Annotated in this window: 12 protein-coding genes and 1 riboswitch; of the genes, 5 read left to right on the plus strand and 7 right to left on the minus strand. The window is 43.1% G+C overall.

The features are described from left to right. Positions 1-6: 6 nt before the first annotated feature. The 6 genes from tenA to JMX13_RS09945 form a co-directional block, all read right to left on the minus strand. The gene (gene tenA / locus JMX13_RS09920; protein WP_201612334.1) at positions 7-654 is read right to left on the minus strand and encodes a thiaminase II; all 648 of its coding nucleotides are present in this window, start codon (positions 652-654) and stop codon (positions 7-9) included. A 123-nt stretch (positions 655-777) separates the two neighbouring features. Then, positions 778-895, minus strand: a riboswitch (TPP riboswitch). A 287-nt stretch (positions 896-1,182) separates the two neighbouring features. Then, positions 1,183-1,773, minus strand: coding sequence for a TetR/AcrR family transcriptional regulator (locus JMX13_RS09925; protein ID WP_201612335.1), 591 nt, complete (start codon positions 1,771-1,773; stop codon positions 1,183-1,185). Further along, positions 1,760-2,992 carry a multidrug effflux MFS transporter gene (locus JMX13_RS09930; RefSeq protein WP_201612336.1) on the minus strand — a complete coding sequence of 411 codons (1,233 nt, stop codon included), beginning with the start codon at positions 2,990-2,992 and terminating at the stop codon, positions 1,760-1,762. The genes JMX13_RS09925 and JMX13_RS09930 overlap by 14 nt, the downstream gene beginning before the upstream one ends. Before the next feature lie 277 nt (positions 2,993-3,269). Then, positions 3,270-5,183 (minus strand): RNA polymerase sigma factor RpoD, encoded by a 1,914-nt coding sequence (gene rpoD / locus JMX13_RS09935; protein WP_201543071.1) that lies wholly within the window; start codon positions 5,181-5,183, stop codon positions 3,270-3,272. A gap of 628 nt (positions 5,184-5,811) precedes the next feature. After that, positions 5,812-7,956, minus strand: coding sequence for a DNA primase (locus JMX13_RS09940; RefSeq protein WP_201612337.1), 2,145 nt, complete (start codon positions 7,954-7,956; stop codon positions 5,812-5,814). A 140-nt stretch (positions 7,957-8,096) separates the two neighbouring features. Beyond that, complete coding sequence (locus JMX13_RS09945; protein WP_201612338.1) at positions 8,097-9,260, minus strand: outer membrane protein assembly factor BamD; 1,164 nt, start codon at positions 9,258-9,260, stop codon at positions 8,097-8,099. An 878-nt stretch (positions 9,261-10,138) separates the two neighbouring features. Here JMX13_RS09945 and JMX13_RS09950 point away from each other — a divergent pair. From JMX13_RS09950 to JMX13_RS09960, 3 genes are all read left to right on the plus strand, one after another. Next, entirely contained in the window at positions 10,139-11,296 is a 1,158-nt protein-coding gene (locus JMX13_RS09950) for an RluA family pseudouridine synthase (protein ID WP_413786316.1), read from the plus strand. Between the two features lie 85 nt (positions 11,297-11,381). After that, positions 11,382-12,278 (plus strand): polyphenol oxidase family protein, encoded by an 897-nt coding sequence (locus JMX13_RS09955; protein ID WP_227686284.1) that lies wholly within the window; start codon positions 11,382-11,384, stop codon positions 12,276-12,278. Positions 12,279-12,407: 129 nt separating this feature from the next. Continuing rightward, the gene (locus tag JMX13_RS09960) at positions 12,408-13,037 is read left to right on the plus strand and encodes a flavodoxin family protein (protein WP_201612339.1); all 630 of its coding nucleotides are present in this window, start codon (positions 12,408-12,410) and stop codon (positions 13,035-13,037) included. Positions 13,038-13,118: 81 nt separating this feature from the next. On the opposite strand, the gene JMX13_RS09965 is transcribed toward JMX13_RS09960, so the two are convergent. Continuing rightward, on the minus strand, positions 13,119-13,367 hold the full coding sequence (locus tag JMX13_RS09965) for a hypothetical protein (protein WP_201612340.1): 249 nt from the start codon (positions 13,365-13,367) through the stop codon (positions 13,119-13,121). Between the two features lie 673 nt (positions 13,368-14,040). On the opposite strand from JMX13_RS09965, the gene JMX13_RS09970 reads away from it, so the two are divergent. Both JMX13_RS09970 and JMX13_RS09975 read left to right on the plus strand, forming a co-directional pair. Continuing rightward, positions 14,041-15,495 carry a cytochrome c gene (locus tag JMX13_RS09970; RefSeq protein ID WP_201612341.1) on the plus strand — a complete coding sequence of 485 codons (1,455 nt, stop codon included), beginning with the start codon at positions 14,041-14,043 and terminating at the stop codon, positions 15,493-15,495. Positions 15,496-15,800: 305 nt separating this feature from the next. Then, positions 15,801-17,402: a flavin monoamine oxidase family protein gene (locus JMX13_RS09975; RefSeq protein ID WP_201612342.1), complete on the plus strand. Its 1,602-nt coding sequence runs from the start codon at positions 15,801-15,803 to the stop codon at positions 17,400-17,402. Positions 17,403-17,470 lie beyond the last annotated feature (68 nt).

Below are 17,470 nucleotides of genomic sequence, written 5' to 3' on the forward strand. Positions count from 1 at the left end.
TATAAGTTAAGACAAATCTAATGCCTGCTGCCAAAAATTAACTTCCATACGTGCGGCGGTATTAAATAACCGTTGGAACTTGTCTGCCTGAGCAGGGCTGGCATCGGCTAGCAGCGTATTAATCTGTGCTTCGTTCTGCGCGGTAATTACTTGAAACTCCTCACTAGAAAACACATCAATCCATGGCTGGTAAGGGTTGCCCGTGATAAAACCTTGCTCTTTGATATGCTTGCTAATTTCAGCATAACCCATCAAGCAAGGCGCAATCGTAGCATATAGCTCGGCCAGTGAGCCTGACATAGCAGCGTCTAATATATAGCGGCTATAGGCGATGGTTACGGCAGATTCAGCAGCACTCTCTACTTCATCAAGTGGTATATTCCACTGACGACAGAAATCCAGATACATGCCGATTTCCATATCGAGCATGGCGTTGATACCTGCTTGACCGACGCGCATTTGTGCCAGCGTGTCACTCTTATAGACGCTTAGCGCCATCACGCGGGTATAGTGAATTAAGTATAAATAGTCTTGGATGAGGTAGTGACGAAAGCTGTCAGGGGCGAGCGTACCTGCCGCCAATTGCTTGACGAAATCATGCTGAATATAGTCATCCCATGACGGGCAATTGTGACGTAGCGTTTGGTAATCCATAGTTTTTATTTACTTTTATAAAACGCGAGCAAGCAAATGACAGAAAACGAGAAGAGATAGGGCACAGAAAATTTGCCAGTCTAATTTAAATAGATTGGCAAAATATAAAGTAAATGTGACTTATATATCGACACGCTTGTTTCCTACGTCAGTGCTAACTGCATCAGGTTCGCGGGTAACTCTCAGCCATGATTTTGATTGTACTTAAAACGCCAAAATCAAAGCACCCCGACAAGGTTTATTTTTTAATAATAAATATAAAATTCAGATATAGTCAGTTAAAAATAAAAGCGATACGTTATAGCTGTGTGCGACTGGTATAAATTTTCCTTGCTTGCTGTTATCACAGAGGCTACGAAAAACTCATCCTAGTCGCACTGTATAGATTTGAAAGTAATTCTAATAGCGTTGAGCTACTGTTGAAGTAGTTCGTGTTTAAGCAGCTCAGCTATATGATAGGCGAACTCAGTCATCATTAGCAAGTGATGTCCAAACAACCATCAATAAAAGCAACTTAGATTTAAAAATCTATTTTTTATCGAGCTGTTCAATAGAAGTATGGTAGAGCATGAGCATGGCTTTAAAACGGCGCTCATATAAGCCTTCTGCATACAGAAGCTCCACACTTAAGCTATCAATCACGCCTAGATAAGCATCGCTATACAGCTCTAGCTGCTCAGAGTCTAGCTGATAAGGCTGTAGAGCCAGCTGTATTTGTTCCGTCAGTACCTCAATATAAACGTTAAAAGTTGCCGCACTGGTATCAGTCAGAAGCACAGGTGCGGCATAGGCCATGCGAATTAAAAACCGTAAGGTAATCGCGCTTTCGTAACGCGCTTTAAAAGCATGGCAATACGCTTCACCGGGAGCAGGAAATTCACTAACCGTCGCAAAGCATGATTTAATAAATGTACATTCTGACTCAAGTGCATCTTGTAGTAACTCCAAAAATATGGCTTCTTTACTGACAAAATGCGTATAGAGAGAGGCTTTGCGGATACCCACAGCCTTGGCAATATCACTGAGTGATGCGCCCTCGTAGCCGTACATAAAGAAAGGCTCAAACGCGGCATCAATAATACGTTGCTTAGCGTTTGAGCGTGGTTTATGGCTTTGCATAAGCCTCCTCTAATGATGTTGTGGCGACAGTAGTATAAGGTTTTAAGCTTCTAGAACCGAGATAGACCAATGCTAAAATAATTGGTCCCATGGCACCTAGCAAAATTAGCCAATATAAGGTGTTATTCTGAACCAGTTGTCCCGCGATGGGTGTGGCAGTAGATGAGAGTAACATAGGAATGGCGCCCAATAAAGCCGCGCTTGAACCTAAAGCGCTGCGCTGCGAGTCCATTGCAATTGCCATCAGCGTCGCTTCTAATACACCGAGACCAAATAATCCCAAGGCAATACCAGTGACAATACCGACCAAACCCATCGATAGCAGATAAGCGACGATGCAGACGGCACTACCGAGCATCATGACACCGGCACCGATTAAGGCCAAATGTGATGCTGATATTTTTTTGACCAAATAAGCGGTAGAAGAAGCGCCTAAAATCAAACTGATGCTGGTCAAGCCAAAGACAAAACCAAATTGCTCTAGGCTAAGACCGTAGTCGTATTGATAAACATAAGCAGAACCACCGATGTAGGCAAACAAAAAGAAATACACCGCAGATAGCGCAAATAGATTAAAGACAAAGGTTTTGTTCTTCAATATGCCGACATAAATGCTGGTGATATTTTTTATATTTAATTGAATGCGCTTGTCTTTCGGCAAGGTTTCTTCGATATTCAACAGCGTATTAATGAGTACAATCATACCTAACGCCGCCAGAATAAACATAACGCCGCGCCAACCATAATGCGCACCGACGATACCGCCGATTGCTGGCGCAACGATTGGACCTAATGCCACAATGGTATTTAATAAAGCATAAATTTGGGCAGCTCTTGATCCATCGACGAGATCACGTACCATGCTCATCACCACCACGATAGCCATCGATGCGCCAAGACCTTGCAAAATGCGGGCAAAGATTAGGCTTTCAATACTTTGTGACCACATCGCCCATACTGAAGCACCAATATATGCCAGCAAGCCTACAGATAATGGTGCTATTCGCCCTATGGCATCAGATACAGGACCAAATACCAGCTGTCCTAAACCCATAAAGATAAGAAAGACGGTCAGCGTGATTTGCGTGGTGGCGTAGGAGGTATTGAGGTCTGTTGCCATATTTGGCATTGAGGCCAAATACATGTCAATCGCTGCAGGGCCAAGCGCTACAATGATGGCAAGAGAGATGACTATTTTTAAGCTGATTTGTTTATTCATAAGAGTACACTGTTAACTATTTATCCATTTAATTTTTTAGCTACCGAACGGTAGGTAGTTATACTCGCTATTTTAAATAAAGGCAATATTTTTATGAATTAATTGCTTATGTAATGCTATAGCGGCTCAATATTTAATGGATAAACACTAATAGCTATTAAATAACAGCCATCAAATAGCCGGCATCAAATAACAAGCACAAAAAAGCTGAGACATGCTCAGCTTTTTTAGTTTGTCATTAAGAATGTTGATATGTGCTTAGCACATACTATTTCAATTAGTCATTTTCAAGGAAAGAGCGTAAATGCTCAGAACGTGATGGATGACGCAATTTACGTAATGCTTTTGCTTCGATCTGACGAATACGCTCACGCGTCACATCAAACTGCTTACCAACTTCCTCTAACGTATGATCGGTTGGCATATCGATACCAAAACGCATTTTTAGCACACGTGCTTCACGCTCAGTCAGATTACCCAATACGTCACGCGTGGCTTCACGCAGACCAGCTGCGGTCGCATCATCAACAGGGCTTGAAATCGTACCATCTTCGATAAAGTCACCTAGGTGTGAGTCTTCATCGTCACCGATAGGCGTCTCCATAGAGATAGGCTCTTTGGCAATCTTTAGCACTTTACGGACTTTAACTTCGTCCATCTCTAAGCGTTCGCCTAATTCCTCAGGCGTTGGCTCGCGACCCATCTCTTGCAGCAATTGACGTGAGACACGGTTTATCTTGTTAATGGTCTCAATCATATGCACAGGGATACGAATCGTGCGTGCTTGGTCAGCGATAGAGCGGGTAATCGCCTGACGAATCCACCAAGTAGCATAGGTCGAGAATTTATAACCACGGCGGTATTCAAATTTATCGACCGCTTTCATCAGACCGATATTACCTTCTTGGATTAAGTCCAAGAACTGTAGACCACGGTTGGTATATTTCTTAGCGATAGAAATTACCAGACGTAGGTTAGCTTCGACCATCTCTTTCTTGGCACGGCGCGCTTTGGCTTCACCAACCGCCATACGACGGGCAACGTCTTTCATGTCGTGAATTTTCATGTCGAGCTGTTGCTCGTAATCACGAATTTTACGTTGTAGTAAAATCACATCGTCAGCGACTTTTTCTAGCGTACCCGCAAAAGCAGGCTTACCTTTGATACGCTCAATGAGCCAATCAACGTTGGTTTCATTGCTAGGGAAAGTTTTACGGAACTCATCGCGCGGCATACGACCACGGCGAATGACCAAACGCATGATTTGACGCTCTTGTTTACGCACATCATCATAAACATCATGCATGATAGCCATGACTTGGTCTGACAAACGATTGTTTAGCTTGAGCATCATAAAGCGTTCAGCAAGTAAAGAATACGCAGTATCGGCTTCTACGCTACCACGGCCATAATCAAGCAAGGCTTGTTTGGCTTTGATAAATAAGTGTTCGATCTCTTCTAGGCGCAGACGTACTTCTTCTGGATCGATACCGCCGGTTTCTTCTTCGGCTTCTTCTTCAACTTCTTCTTCGTCTTCGTCATCATCATCGCGCGCCGCTTTTACTTTGGCTTTGATAACAGGCGGGTTTTCCTTTTCTTCTTTAATACGCTCGCGCTCTTCTTTCGCCGCTTCTTTGGCTTCTTGGGCAGCGATCTTGTCTGCTTCAGTTTCAGGATCTAAAAAACCAGTGATAACATCAGACAGTTTTTTCTCACCATCTTGTACTTTTTGATACTCGTCAAGGACGAACTGCACTGTGCCCGGCCAGTAAGACATGGCATGCTGCACGTCACGAATACCTTCTTCGATACGCTTGGCGATGGCAATCTCGCCCTCACGGGTTAAGAGATCAACCGTACCCATTTCACGCATATACATACGCACAGGGTCAGTAGTGCGACCAGGATCGGTCTCAACTGCTGCTAATACTGCGGCTGCCTCATCGGCTGCTGATTCGTCATCATTTGAATCATCGTTCATCAAGATGTCATCGGCATCGGGCGCAGATTCAAAAATTTTAATGCCAACGTCCGTTAGCATTTGCACGATATCTTCAATCTGATCACTTTCAGTAATAGAGTCGGGCAGTTGGTCATTCACCTCAGCATAGGTCAAATACCCTTGCTCTTTACCCATTTGGATTAAGGTGGCCAGTTGAGATGTGGACTTAGAAACTGACTTATCGTTCATAAATACTCGCTTGCTTGTATCGGACATTTTTATATTGTGACTCGCTATCGCTCGCTGGGTGCGTTGATATAATCAATCGATTCATCAAGATATGGCGTAAAGGTTGTCAATAATAACAAAAATGAGTGGATATGAATAAAGGCTCAAAATACTACAATTACAATACTAAAAAACCGCTAAAAATTGGTCATGCGCAAAATACTTCAAAATCATATTATCTAAAAAATACTATTAATTAAAAAACAACACTACCTAAGAATACTGTGAGCTAAAAAATGGCAATCCAAAAATACGGCGTTTTAAAACTTATCTTTTAAAAAGCGCATTTAAAAATGTATACCTAAAGCTGTGTTTTTACCTAAAACAGTGCTTAATGATGCGGGTTTATCGTCATCTATTAAGTCGTGCTATAAATAGTTAGCGACACAGTTTAACACAAACCAGCATAATCAAGCACGAGCTAGTGATGCTCGCTGCTATTTATCTACCAATTATTTTTCACCCATTGGTTTTTTATCAGTAGCCTAATTGAGGGCTGTATATGCAACTTGGCATAATCATTAATAGTGGGGGCAACCTCGATGCTTTTAAAGGGTTGCTACTCATAAATAAAAATTCTGCCTAGCTGTTAAGATTTAACCGTTGTCATTTGTGCCGATTGCTCTGCTTGCTGCGCACGTAACCAGTCATTCAATAATTGTGATTGCTTACGGACAATCGCCAGCTTTATGTTGTCAGGGTTCTTGACCAAATCTTGGATTTTTTTCTTCATATGACGTTCAATCATTTGGCTGACCAATTCTTCGACCAAACCATCAAGGCTTAAGATATTGCGCGTGGTAAGGGCTTTATAAAATCCACCCCAATCGCGGCTAAGCGTCTCTTGGGTGCTGGGTTTGACATTCGATAAGATAAAGTGCGCCGCTGCATTGGCGTCTTTTGGCAGATAATTAAGACAGCGCTTAATGGTGCTGACGATATCGAGCAGGGCATCATCTTGCAGGTCCTCCCAAGCCAGTGGACGCAATGTATCGGCAGAGGCTTTTTGTTTAATATGAGCCGGCAGCTTTAACTCATTAATACCTGCCTGCTGCCAAATGGCTTCGATAGGGTCATCACTCAAGGCACGTGGTTGGAATAAAAAACACAGCTGCAATTGCTGACTGATGGTCATATCACCATCAAAATCTAGCAGCGCGTCTTTGGCGTCCTTATTCTGATTGCGTTTACCGCCAAGCTTTTGATAAATGTCATTGTTCAGCAAGTAGCGAAAGCTACTGCCTTTAGGTAGAGCAGTGGTCAAAGCGCGTACTTGCGACATGAGCTTGGCTTTACCTTCTGCCAAGGTTAAGTCATAACGCTCGCTTAAATAGGCAAAAATATACTGAGATAGCGGCATGGCCGTAGCGATTTGCTCGCGCATCGCATCTGCCCCCTGACTTTTAATAAAAGTATCAGGGTCATGATTGTTAGGTAATGTTAAAAACCTTAGCTCTTTATCATCGCCAAGCACAGGCAGCGCCACTTCAAGGGTACGCCAAGCGGCTTTTTGCCCCGCGCTATCACCATCGAAGCTCAATGTCAGGGTAGGGTTTAATGTCAATAGCCGTGATATTTGACTCTCATTAATCGCCGTACCCATAGAAGCAATGGCACCATGGATACCGGCTTGATAAAGGGCAATGACATCCATATAGCCTTCGACCACCAGCCAATCATTTGCGCGCTGCTGGCGAGATTCATAGTAGCCGTATAGTACGTGCTGCTTATGGAAAACGGGTGAGTCAGAGGAATTGATATATTTGGGCTTCACTTCGTCATCGAGCGCGCGACCACCAAAACCAATGGTACGACCTTGGTTATCGCGAATCGGGAAAATAACCCGATCACGAAGCAAGTCGTAATCACGCCCTGATTCTGATTTGCGTACTAAGCCTAATGCTTTAAGGCCTTCAATATCCTGCGGGAATTGATGCTCAAGATGCTGCCAACCAAATGGCGCATAGCCAAGACCAAAGGTTTCAAAGATGTCGTCAGTAATACCGCGCGATAAAAAATAGTGCTTGGCATGCGGATGAATGGTGAGATTGTGCTGATAAAACTGCTGTATCTGCTCTAATAGCTCATAAAGATTGCCGTCTTTATCAGAGGCACTATTGTCATCGTAGAGAGCGGTAGTATCAGCATCATTAGTCAACCATGCAGGCGGATAGCCATTATCAGCTTGATGCTCTGTATTATAAGCATCTGAATCATAATCATCCGCCATATAAGGCATAGAGTCATAGGAACCTAGTGGCGGGTAGTTCTCATAGCTATTATTATAATTACTATCGTTATAATCCGATTGCATATGCCCTGATGACGTATCAGCAGATACTTGCTCAGTGTTTGAATGTTTTTTCGGTGTTTGAGTTGCTACTACGGGCTTTACAATTGGCTGTTTTTTACTACGCTGATAGCTGACATTTTGCTGCTCTTCTTTTGGCACTTCGATGCCTGTTTGTTTGGACAGCTCATTAACCGCTTCGATAAAAGTTAAGTTTTCATAATCACGTAAAAAACTGATGGCATTACCACCGACACTACAGCCAAAGCAGTGATAGATGTTTTTTTGCGGATTGACATAAAAAGAGGGCGACTTTTCGCCATGAAACGGGCAGCAGCCTTTGTACTCACTACCGGCACGTTTAAGCGTGGTATGACGCCCAATGATACTGATTAAGTCAGCTTGGCTATTTAATTGCTCAAGAATATGATTTGGGATGCTCATGCAAAAAACAGTTTACCATAGGTCAATTATTTTGGAACAGACAGATTAAGCGATATATAGCAAAACAAGGCCAACAGAATGTTGACCTTGTTTTTGATGATAGGCGCTAAGCGTCTAAAATAGACGAGAGTAGTATCAGCCTACTCAGCAGGTAATGTGGTACGGCGTACAGGGTTGACGTTTTGTGGATCGACATCGGCTTCTCTAGCGGCATCGCCGGTGCTCGATTGACTGGTCACGCGTTCAGCTGATGCTTCAGGTAAACCTAAGCCAACATTGATACCGCTATTAGCGCGCTTAGGAGACATATTTAGAGGTGCATTAGCATTGGCTGCTGCCGCATTATCACTTGGCAATCTTAATTGGCTGGCATTACGGATCACTTGGGTTTTGGTAGCACCATTGTAATCGCCTGTCGCAACTGAGGTGTCTTTGTTAAAGCGGTTCAATTGCCCAAAGGTCAATTTAGTAAACAAAGTGCGCTCACGTTTGGTATTGAGTTTGACGCGTCCATCAGCGCTTAGCATATTTGGATAGTTGATTTGCAACAGAGTTTTATATTCTTTTGCCAAGTCGTCAAGACCGAGTTTTTCATGGCTATAAGCCAATACTGCAAGGGCGTTAGGCACAGATTCACTTAATGGATAATATTGGAACACCCACTTGGCACGGTTTACCGCAGCGACATACGCTTCACGCTCGATATACCAGTTTGCCGCGCTCATCTCACTTTCAGCAAACTGATTATAGATAAAGGTCATGCGCTGTGCGGCGTCAGGCGCATAAGGGCTGTTAGGGTATTTATTGATAAGCTCTTGGAAGTTAGCAAAGGCAATACGCAAATAAGCGGTATCACGCTCAGCTTGATTGAGCTTAAACAGTTTCAAACCTTCTGATGAGCCTTGCATATTGGCCACACCGCGTACGTAGTAAGCATAGCTGACTTGCGGATTAGAAGGGTATAGGTTAATAAATTGCTCAGCGCTGGCTGCAGCGGTCTCAAACTTGCCACTTTCGTATTGGGCGTACATCATATCGAGCAATGCTTGTTCGGCATATTGTCCGGTTGGATAAAAGGTGCGAAGATTGGTTAAATCTTCGATAGCTTGCGTATAGCGACCTTTATCAATCTGGGCGATGGCGCTGTTATAATAACCTTGCTCTGACTTCTCAGCAGTTTCAACCGCATCCACGTCTTTACCGCCAGTGAGGTCTTTAAACGTTTGACAACCCACCAAGTTAACGCTTAGCGCAAGTAGGGTGATTGAGGACAGTTTGATAAACGTATTGCCAACAGCTTGCATACTTCTTCTCCGACACAAGACGCGTAATAGCAGCGACGCTATTAAGCTAAATAATAAAAGGGTAATAAAGGTAATAATAAAAAACGATGCTTGCGGCATCCGCTAACTGTCTGCTATTGAGTAGGCGCTATCAATAAGCGCACTCATTATCAACATGATTTTTATCGAATGCAATTTTGCCAATGTTAATAACATCAATTATTTTAAAAATTCTTATTTTAAAAATCAGTGCCATAGCATACAGCAAAACATGGCTTACTTTATAGAATAACGTTTGCTTCGTCTATTTTTTCGTTATCTATTTTGTAGTTAAACGGCCAATACTTTATGTATGATGGCGCTAATGCTTTATGTATGGTGGCCATGGTGACATTGTTCCGTAGTTTAGCATGAGCCGCCGTCACGAGCGATATTGAATATGGCTGACAGGGGCAAATATACAGTAAATTACAGCCAAGTCATATTTTAGAGAGTTAATAGACCGCGTAACCTACATCACCTCAGCGCTAAACAGCCATCTCATAACAATCGTATGACAGTGATAAAATTATAGATAACGCACAGCTTCTGTAGGGCTTAGACTTTCAGCGTGTTACACTATGACGATGTGACTATTGCTTTTTTTGACCTTGTTTATTTTTAATGGTCAGTAAGCGCTAGTCTGCTTCCTTATGAAGTCGGCTTACAAAACTGTAAGCGACTTTGCTATGTATGAATCCGCTATGAATAATGATGCTATGACGACTAAACTACCCAAGAATAAATCCCTAGATGCTGATCTTTCAACATCAGAAGTGCTAACCGCACAAGAGCTATCAGCACAAAAATTAGCCATGAAAGCTTTACCAACGAAAGGTTTACCTGTGCAAAAATCAACGATGCCAAATGAGTTGTTAGAGGAAAATGAGCTGCTTGATGACAATGAAAGTGCGCTCGATGAGCAGATACAAGATATCTCCGATGACGATGACGATGACGATGACGAGCTCGATGAATTGATGGACGGCGACGTGATTGATGATGAAGATGAGGAAAGCGATGGTGCAACGCCAGTCGCTGGGCAAGCGGTTCCTGTCATCATTGATGTTACACATACGGTAATAGAAGACGAAGCTGGTTTACGTATTGATAAACTGGCGTCAAAAATATTTACCGATTTTTCACGTGTACAGCTACAAGGTTGGATTGGTGATGGCAGCTTGCTTTATAACGGTAGTGTACAAAAGCCAAAAATTCGTGTCAAAGCCGGTGATATCCTGCATTTATCGACGACCCTAGAGCAGCATAGCGAAGATCAGCCAGAGAATATCAACATCGACGTGGTTTATGAAGATGATGATGTCTTAGTGATTAATAAACCTGTCGGTATGGTTGTCCATCCTGGCGCTGGCAATCAGACTGGCACCTTGGTAAATGCACTCCTGTATCATTATCCGCAGCAGCACCATCTGCCGCGTGCCGGATTGGTACACCGTATTGATAAAGATACCTCAGGGCTATTGCTAATTGGTAAAACCAAGCCCGCGCAAATGGCATTGATGGAGCAGCTAAAAGATAAGTCTGTCTATCGTCATTATCAATGTGTGGTCGCAGGGGATGCGGCAAGTTTATTGCGTCATCGCCGTATTGACGCGCCGATTGGTCGCCATCGCAATCAGCGTACCAAAATGACGGTGATGACGGCAGGTCGTGAGGCGGTCACGCATTTATTAACCGTGACCCCGCTTAACGATAACTATTGTTTAGTGGACGTCAGTCTAGAGACAGGACGTACGCACCAAATTCGTGTGCATCTTAGCCATATTACCTATCCGATAGTCGGTGACCGCGTATACGGTGGTCGTCGTCAATTGCGTGCGGGTTTAACAGAAGTGCAGCGTCAAGCGATTAATAATTTCCCGCGCCAAGCCTTGCATGCTTATACCTTAGGTTTCGTTCATCCAACGACGGGCGAAGATATCGAAGTCACAACACCAATTCCTGAAGACATGCAGCAATTGATGGCGGTCTTAAGCGATGGTTATGATGAAGAATAATCATTAATGACTTAATGATTTTTATTTAAGAAGCATAAATTAGCGGTAATGCTTTAATAATAACGATAAAACTGGTGCACCGACCATGCCTAGCATAACAAACAATCTGCCTATTACCTTGCTCGCTCAGCTTGATGACATGGCGGTTTTCCAAACCGCCGCTTTTACTAGCGATGATAATAACGGTGCTAGTGCAGTTAATTTAAAAAATTATCGCCCAACAGACGAGAAAAGTCAGACAAGTTATGGCTCGTTAAATTTAGGCTTGCATGTTAATGATAACGCTAAAAAAGTCTTAGACAATCGCATGCGTCTATTAACGGCTATCAATGAGCAATTAACAGAAAAGCAGCTCAAGCCTATTAATAGCTTGTACTGGGTCAATCAAGTCCATGGTAATCATATCCATGACATTGACAAGACAGCGCTCAGTATGGAGCCTATGGCTGCCGATGCCATGGTCAGCCAACAAGCGGACTTGGGGCTTGCGATTATGACCGCCGATTGTGTGCCGATAGTTTTATATCAAGCAGCAACGGGGCAGATAGCTGCTATCCATGCAGGCTGGCAAGGGCTGGCATGCGGTGTCATAAAAGCAACGGCTGAGCGCTTTAGCAGTGCTGAACCAATCATGGCATGGATTGGGGTTTGTATCAGTCAAGAAAACTATGAAGTCGGCAGGCAAGTACGAGATAAGCTGCTAGCAGGCTGTATCGATAATCAGGCTTTATCAATGCAGCATTTAGAGAGCTTTGAAGAACGTTACGTCTTAGCGTCTGAAGCAGATAAAATTAAGCTGAACTTACCAAGGCTTGCCGCTGATCAATTAAATAGCGCAGGAATTATAGTCAGCAATGATTCCGCTGTACCTTGCAGCTATGCTGACCCACATTATTATTCTTATCGGCGTCAAACGCATCTTGGGCAGCCTGCAACAGGACGTATGGCATTGATTATTAGCCGCAGCGCTTCTATAAAGTAGTTATGCCATAATAAATACGCTAGTTTTCTCGATTAGTTAAGAGTTCTGGTCATATTGCGATAGTTCACCGGACTCCCTTCTTTATTTTCTATTTTTACTTCATTTTTAATTGCCATTATTAGAGTTTGTATGAATACATCTGTCACAGCGTCTGCCATTTCAACCCATGATAATGATGTTGCCAACTTATCGATGGCTGTTATCTACCATAGTAACTACGGCCATACCAAACGCGTCGCCGAAGCGGTGGTGATGGGTGCGCGTCAGCAATTAGCGGAAACACAGGTCAAGGCGGTCGATGTTCATGATGTCGATTGGGATTTTTTGGATCAAGCTGATTTACTGGTGTTTGGTAGCGCCGTGTATATGGGCAGCGTGACGGCAGGTTTTAAGACTTTTATGGATGAGACCTCCAAACGTTGGTATCATCGGAAATGGGAAGGGAAGTGGTCAGCAGGCTTTGCCAATTCAGGCGGTCTTAGCGGTGATAAGCTTGCCGTCCTACAGCAGATTTGTCTCTATACCATGCAACATGGGATGAATTGGATAGGTATGCCGCTCATGCCAACGGGTCATGAAGCGCATGATTTAAACCGTCTCTCAAGTTTTTTGGGTTTGATGACCCAGTCGCTTGACGGCCCACCTGAGAAAACACCCGGAGAAGGCGATATCAATACCGCTATTTGGTTTGGCGACCATTTGGCTAAGACCATTATTAAACATCAGCCTAAACCACAAATAGCAGCTTCTGACAGTTAGAGTAAGCAGTCGCTATAGATAATTTATTAAGCGTAAAACATAAAAGCAGATATCCATCCGGTATCTGCTTTTTTATTGGTTTTATGGCGCGTTATTTTGTATTGAGACTTTATCAAAGATACTTTGAGTAGAAATAGTTTTAGTAGGCGCGGTGGTATCAGAAGCAGGTGCAGTCGTAGCGTATATGCTGTCAACAATGACCGCTTTGGCGGGAACAGTTTGTATAGGAACGTTTTTTACAGGGATGGGACTCTCGACAAATTGAAAAGATTGGCAAGCTGTCAAAGGCATCGTCGCTGCAAGTAACGTTATAAAGGCAAATGATTTCATAAAACATCTCAGGCGATAAGTAGCACCATTAAAATAGTGCAACGTTAAAATAGCGCTCATCATAAACAAAATAAGGTAAGACGCAAAAGAGGATTTGTTAGTAATACAATAATTTTCCTCGAAATCAGGCTGTCACTAACTCATAGCTATGTATCTATTATGTACGCTCAAAATTATCAAAAACAACTAATAAAGACAAGTTTTAGAATATAAATCACTCTATATATTCGTTTTCATAAATAAATTAAGTGTTAATACGACTTTAGTAATTGTTTTTAAAGGGATTTATTGTATTATTTATAATTATAATATAAAAAAGCATATCATCTAACTAAGAGTTAGCATGGATTCAACGTTTCTTTAAGTTTTGTAAAAACATGCAGTAAATGAGTTACTATTCAAGTAATAGTAGTGAAATAGTCTTACATTAGTGAGGTGAGTAGACATTCTTTAGTAACTATATTCAATAGCTATATTTATTAACTACTTTTATTAAGTTGTTTTTATCACACTCCTTTATTAAGCATTTATGGACGATTTGCTACATCATTTAATGGACTATTCGTTGAGTATGACCAGTCGTAAGACTTTACTCAATATCATTTGCTCAACATCAAATGCCTCGTCCCAACAATAATTACAACACCCTAGGTGCCAGCTATATGAGGATATTATGAAGCCACTTTCTGTGATGTTATCGATGCTTGTCATTGGTATGACCTCCAGTGCCGTGATGGCTGAAGGTGCTAACCTTCCTAATGCCAACTTACCCAATGCTAGCTTGCCTAATGTAAGCCCTGCCAATAGCGAGCTTGTCAATCGCGGTGCCTACATTGCTCGTGCTGCTGACTGTATGGCCTGCCATGGCGAGAACTACACTGGCGGTACAGCGATTGAAACTCCGATGGGAGATATTTATTCAACCAATATTACCCCTTCTAAACGTTACGGTATCGGCAATTATACCGAAGCGGATCTAAAGAACGCTCTACAAAAGGGTCGTGCGCCCAGCCATATGCTGTATCCGGCCATGCCGTACCCTTCTTATAGTGGTATGAAAGAAGAAGACATCAGCGCATTGTTTGCTTATTTGCAAACTGTACCGGCCGTTGATGAAGCCCCTAAGCAAAAAACTGACCTGCCATTTCCTTTTAACATCCGTAGCTTAATGCTTGGTTGGAATTTCCTCAATATACCGTCAACTGAAAAGCGTGACGGGCTTAATGAGACGCAAAAACGTGGTGAATATCTGGTCAACAATCTAGAGCATTGCGGTACTTGTCATACCCCGCGTAATAGCACTATGGGTTTTGATAAAAAAATGTATTTATCAGGCGCGCAGCTCGGTCATTGGCATGCGCCAAATATCACACCTGATGAATCAAGTGGTATTGGCAGTTGGAGTGAGCAAGATATTGTCACTTATCTACGTACCGGCGAGCTTGATCAGCGTGCCTATGCTGGTGGTCCGATGGGTGAAGCAGTCGCGCACAGTACGCGTTATCTAAAAAATGAAGATTTGAACGCGATTGCCTCTTATCTAAAAGCCGTACCTGCTATTCAAACCGATGACAAGGTATCTGCTGTCAATGTGGCACGTTTACCAACACCCATCAATGAATCCATCACTCATGACTTGCTTGCGCAAAAAGACTACTTAGCCCAAGCAAAAGCAGAAGTTAGCAGCGGTAGTAATTCACCAAAAGCCTTATATCTAGCAGCATGTGGTAGTTGTCATGGGGTCGACGGTTATGGTCAGCCTGATGCACGTTATGCGCCTATCGTTGGATTGAGTAGTCTTCGCCGCGAAAAGCCTGATGCGCTTGTCAATATGATTCTTCACGGTGTAGAAGGGGCGACGAATACGTCACCTATCATGCCAGGATTCTCAGAAGAGCTGAACAGCGAACAGATTGCTGGCATTACCAACTACGTCCGTACCAGTTTTGGTGGTCATGCAAATAGTGAGGTAAGTGCTGCCGATATCGATCGCATCGCGACGACAGGCGTCGATAAGCCCTTCTTAATTAAGTACGCGGGCTTACTGGCGATTATCGGTATTATCGTCGCTATTTTTGTCATTATATTTATTATACGAGCCATTTTACGTTCTAAGCGCCGTCGTTAATGACAAACTAGCTATCAGTCATGACTTTTATCATTACGATTTTGATTTAATTTATTTAAATTGGGGCTGTGCAGATAGCAAGAGATTGAATAAAACAGCGGGTTATTAATCTTATCAATGCGTTTTGGACCATCATTATAAGACAGGGATTAATGGCAATACGGTAAGTAGGGCAGTTTGGCAAATAAACGCAGAATTAGACCAAGCTGAAAGTTGATAAAAATGCTTATCAATAAAAATAAGCGCTTATTAATACAACCACTGCCTACCGTTATGCACGAACGTCTACTTCAAGGAATATTATTATGAAAGACATGCTTCAATCACCCACGCGGCGCCAACTGCTCTCGATGATTGGTAAAACAGCGGGCGCAACCGCCATGTATCAGGCGATGACGACGTTAGGATTTGCCTCAGAATCGAGCTTTAAAGAAACCATCGATCTGAAAGGTGCACCGCCGGGCGCTAGTATCGTCATTCTTGGTGCTGGTCTTGGCGGACTGACGGCGGCTTACGAGTTACGTAAAGCGGGCTATAACGTCAAAGTCCTCGAGTTCCAAAATCGTGGCGGCGGTCGTAGTTGGACACTCAACAGCGGTGATAAATATACAGAGCTTGGCGGCGAAGAAGTTACTTGCGATTTCGAAGAGGGTAATTACTTCAATGGTGGACCATGGCGTCTGCCTAGTCATCATTATGCTGTCTTCCATTACTGCAAACAGTTCGGCGTTGAGATGCAGCCATTTATTCAAACCAATGACCGCGCTTATTTGCACCGTAGTACCCATTTTAATGGTGTGCCGCAGCGCTTGGGTGATGTAAAAAATGATATCCAAGGCCATGTGTCTGAGCTTTTATCAAAAGCGGTGAATGTTGGCGGACTTGATCGCTCAGTTAATAAAGAAGATAAAGAGAAGCTACTAGAAGGCTTAAAAGGTTGGGGTGTGCTCGATAAAGATTATCGCTACCGCGCCAGCAATGCGACCAGTAAGCATCGTGGTTATAGTGTTTTTCCGGGTGGTGGCTTGATGCCTGATGAAACCCCATCAAAGCCTTTGCCTATCAGTGAGATATTAGATTCAGGCATGTGGGCAGATATTTATGGCAACCACATGACCTATGCGCATCAGCCAACGATGTTTCAGCCTGTTGGCGGTATGGGTAAAATCGGCGATGCGTTCACTCGCGAATGCCGCGATATGATTGAGTTTAATGCCAAAGTTACTAAGATTCATCAAGATGAAAGCGGCGTTACCGTAGATTATGTTGATAGCAACAGCCCAAATGGCGCGACCAAAACCATCCGTGCTGATTGGTGTGTGTGTAATATTCCTCTAACGGTACTGACCCAACTTGACATCAATGTCTCAAAACCCATGAAAGAAGCGATGGCAGCGGTACCTTATGAGACTTCTTATAAAGTAGGCTTAGAGTTCAATCGCCGCTTTTGGGAAGAGGATGAATGGATTTATGGCGGTTTGACTTATACTGATATGCCTATTGCACAGATTGCTTATCCTTCAGAAAATATGTTCAAAGACGGTACGGGGGTATTACTAGGCGCGTATGGCTATGGCCCAACCTCTTATAAATTTAATACTTTAACCCCGCAAGAGCGCATTAATGTCGCGCTTGCTTACGGTAAATATATCCATCCTCAGTATCCAAAAGAGTTCCGTGCCGGTACGTCAGTGGTATGGCACCGTATCCCATGGACACTTGGTTGTTATGGTATTTGGAATGAGTCGACTCGTCGTCAGCATTACGACACCTTGTGCAGTATTGATAACCGTATTGTACTGACGGGCGAGCATTGCTCACACATTCCGGCATGGCAAGAAGGCGCTATTTTATCTGGTATGGATGCCGCCAAGCGCCTACACCAAAAAGCAAAAATGCTGGGTTAATATGAATAACTATAAGAATTCAGAGGCTATCATGGACAATGCAATCGTGAAGAAGGCAATCGTGAAGA

Origin of the sequence: Psychrobacter immobilis (genome assembly GCF_904846285.1) — a bacterium.
In the GTDB taxonomy this organism is placed as follows: domain Bacteria; phylum Pseudomonadota; class Gammaproteobacteria; order Pseudomonadales; family Moraxellaceae; genus Psychrobacter; species Psychrobacter immobilis_D.

Bases quoted from the DNA above. Each gene is read 5' to 3' on its own strand.
- tenA (WP_201612334.1), bottom strand. From the start codon at position 654: ATGGATTACCAAACGCTACGTCACAATTGCCCGTCATGGGATGACTAT.
- JMX13_RS09925 (WP_201612335.1), bottom strand. From the start codon at position 1,773: ATGCAAAGCCATAAACCACGCTCAAACGCTAAGCAACGTATTATTGAT.
- JMX13_RS09930 (WP_201612336.1), bottom strand. From the start codon at position 2,992: ATGAATAAACAAATCAGCTTAAAAATAGTCATCTCTCTTGCCATCATT.
- rpoD (WP_201543071.1), bottom strand. From the start codon at position 5,183: ATGAACGATAAGTCAGTTTCTAAGTCCACATCTCAACTGGCCACCTTA.
- JMX13_RS09940 (WP_201612337.1), bottom strand. From the start codon at position 7,956: ATGAGCATCCCAAATCATATTCTTGAGCAATTAAATAGCCAAGCTGAC.
- JMX13_RS09945 (WP_201612338.1), bottom strand. From the start codon at position 9,260: ATGCAAGCTGTTGGCAATACGTTTATCAAACTGTCCTCAATCACCCTA.
- JMX13_RS09950 (WP_413786316.1), top strand. From the start codon at position 10,139: ATGCCAAATGAGTTGTTAGAGGAAAATGAGCTGCTTGATGACAATGAA.
- JMX13_RS09955 (WP_227686284.1), top strand. From the start codon at position 11,382: ATGCCTAGCATAACAAACAATCTGCCTATTACCTTGCTCGCTCAGCTT.
- JMX13_RS09960 (WP_201612339.1), top strand. From the start codon at position 12,408: ATGAATACATCTGTCACAGCGTCTGCCATTTCAACCCATGATAATGAT.
- JMX13_RS09965 (WP_201612340.1), bottom strand. From the start codon at position 13,367: ATGAAATCATTTGCCTTTATAACGTTACTTGCAGCGACGATGCCTTTG.
- JMX13_RS09970 (WP_201612341.1), top strand. From the start codon at position 14,041: ATGAAGCCACTTTCTGTGATGTTATCGATGCTTGTCATTGGTATGACC.
- JMX13_RS09975 (WP_201612342.1), top strand. From the start codon at position 15,801: ATGAAAGACATGCTTCAATCACCCACGCGGCGCCAACTGCTCTCGATG.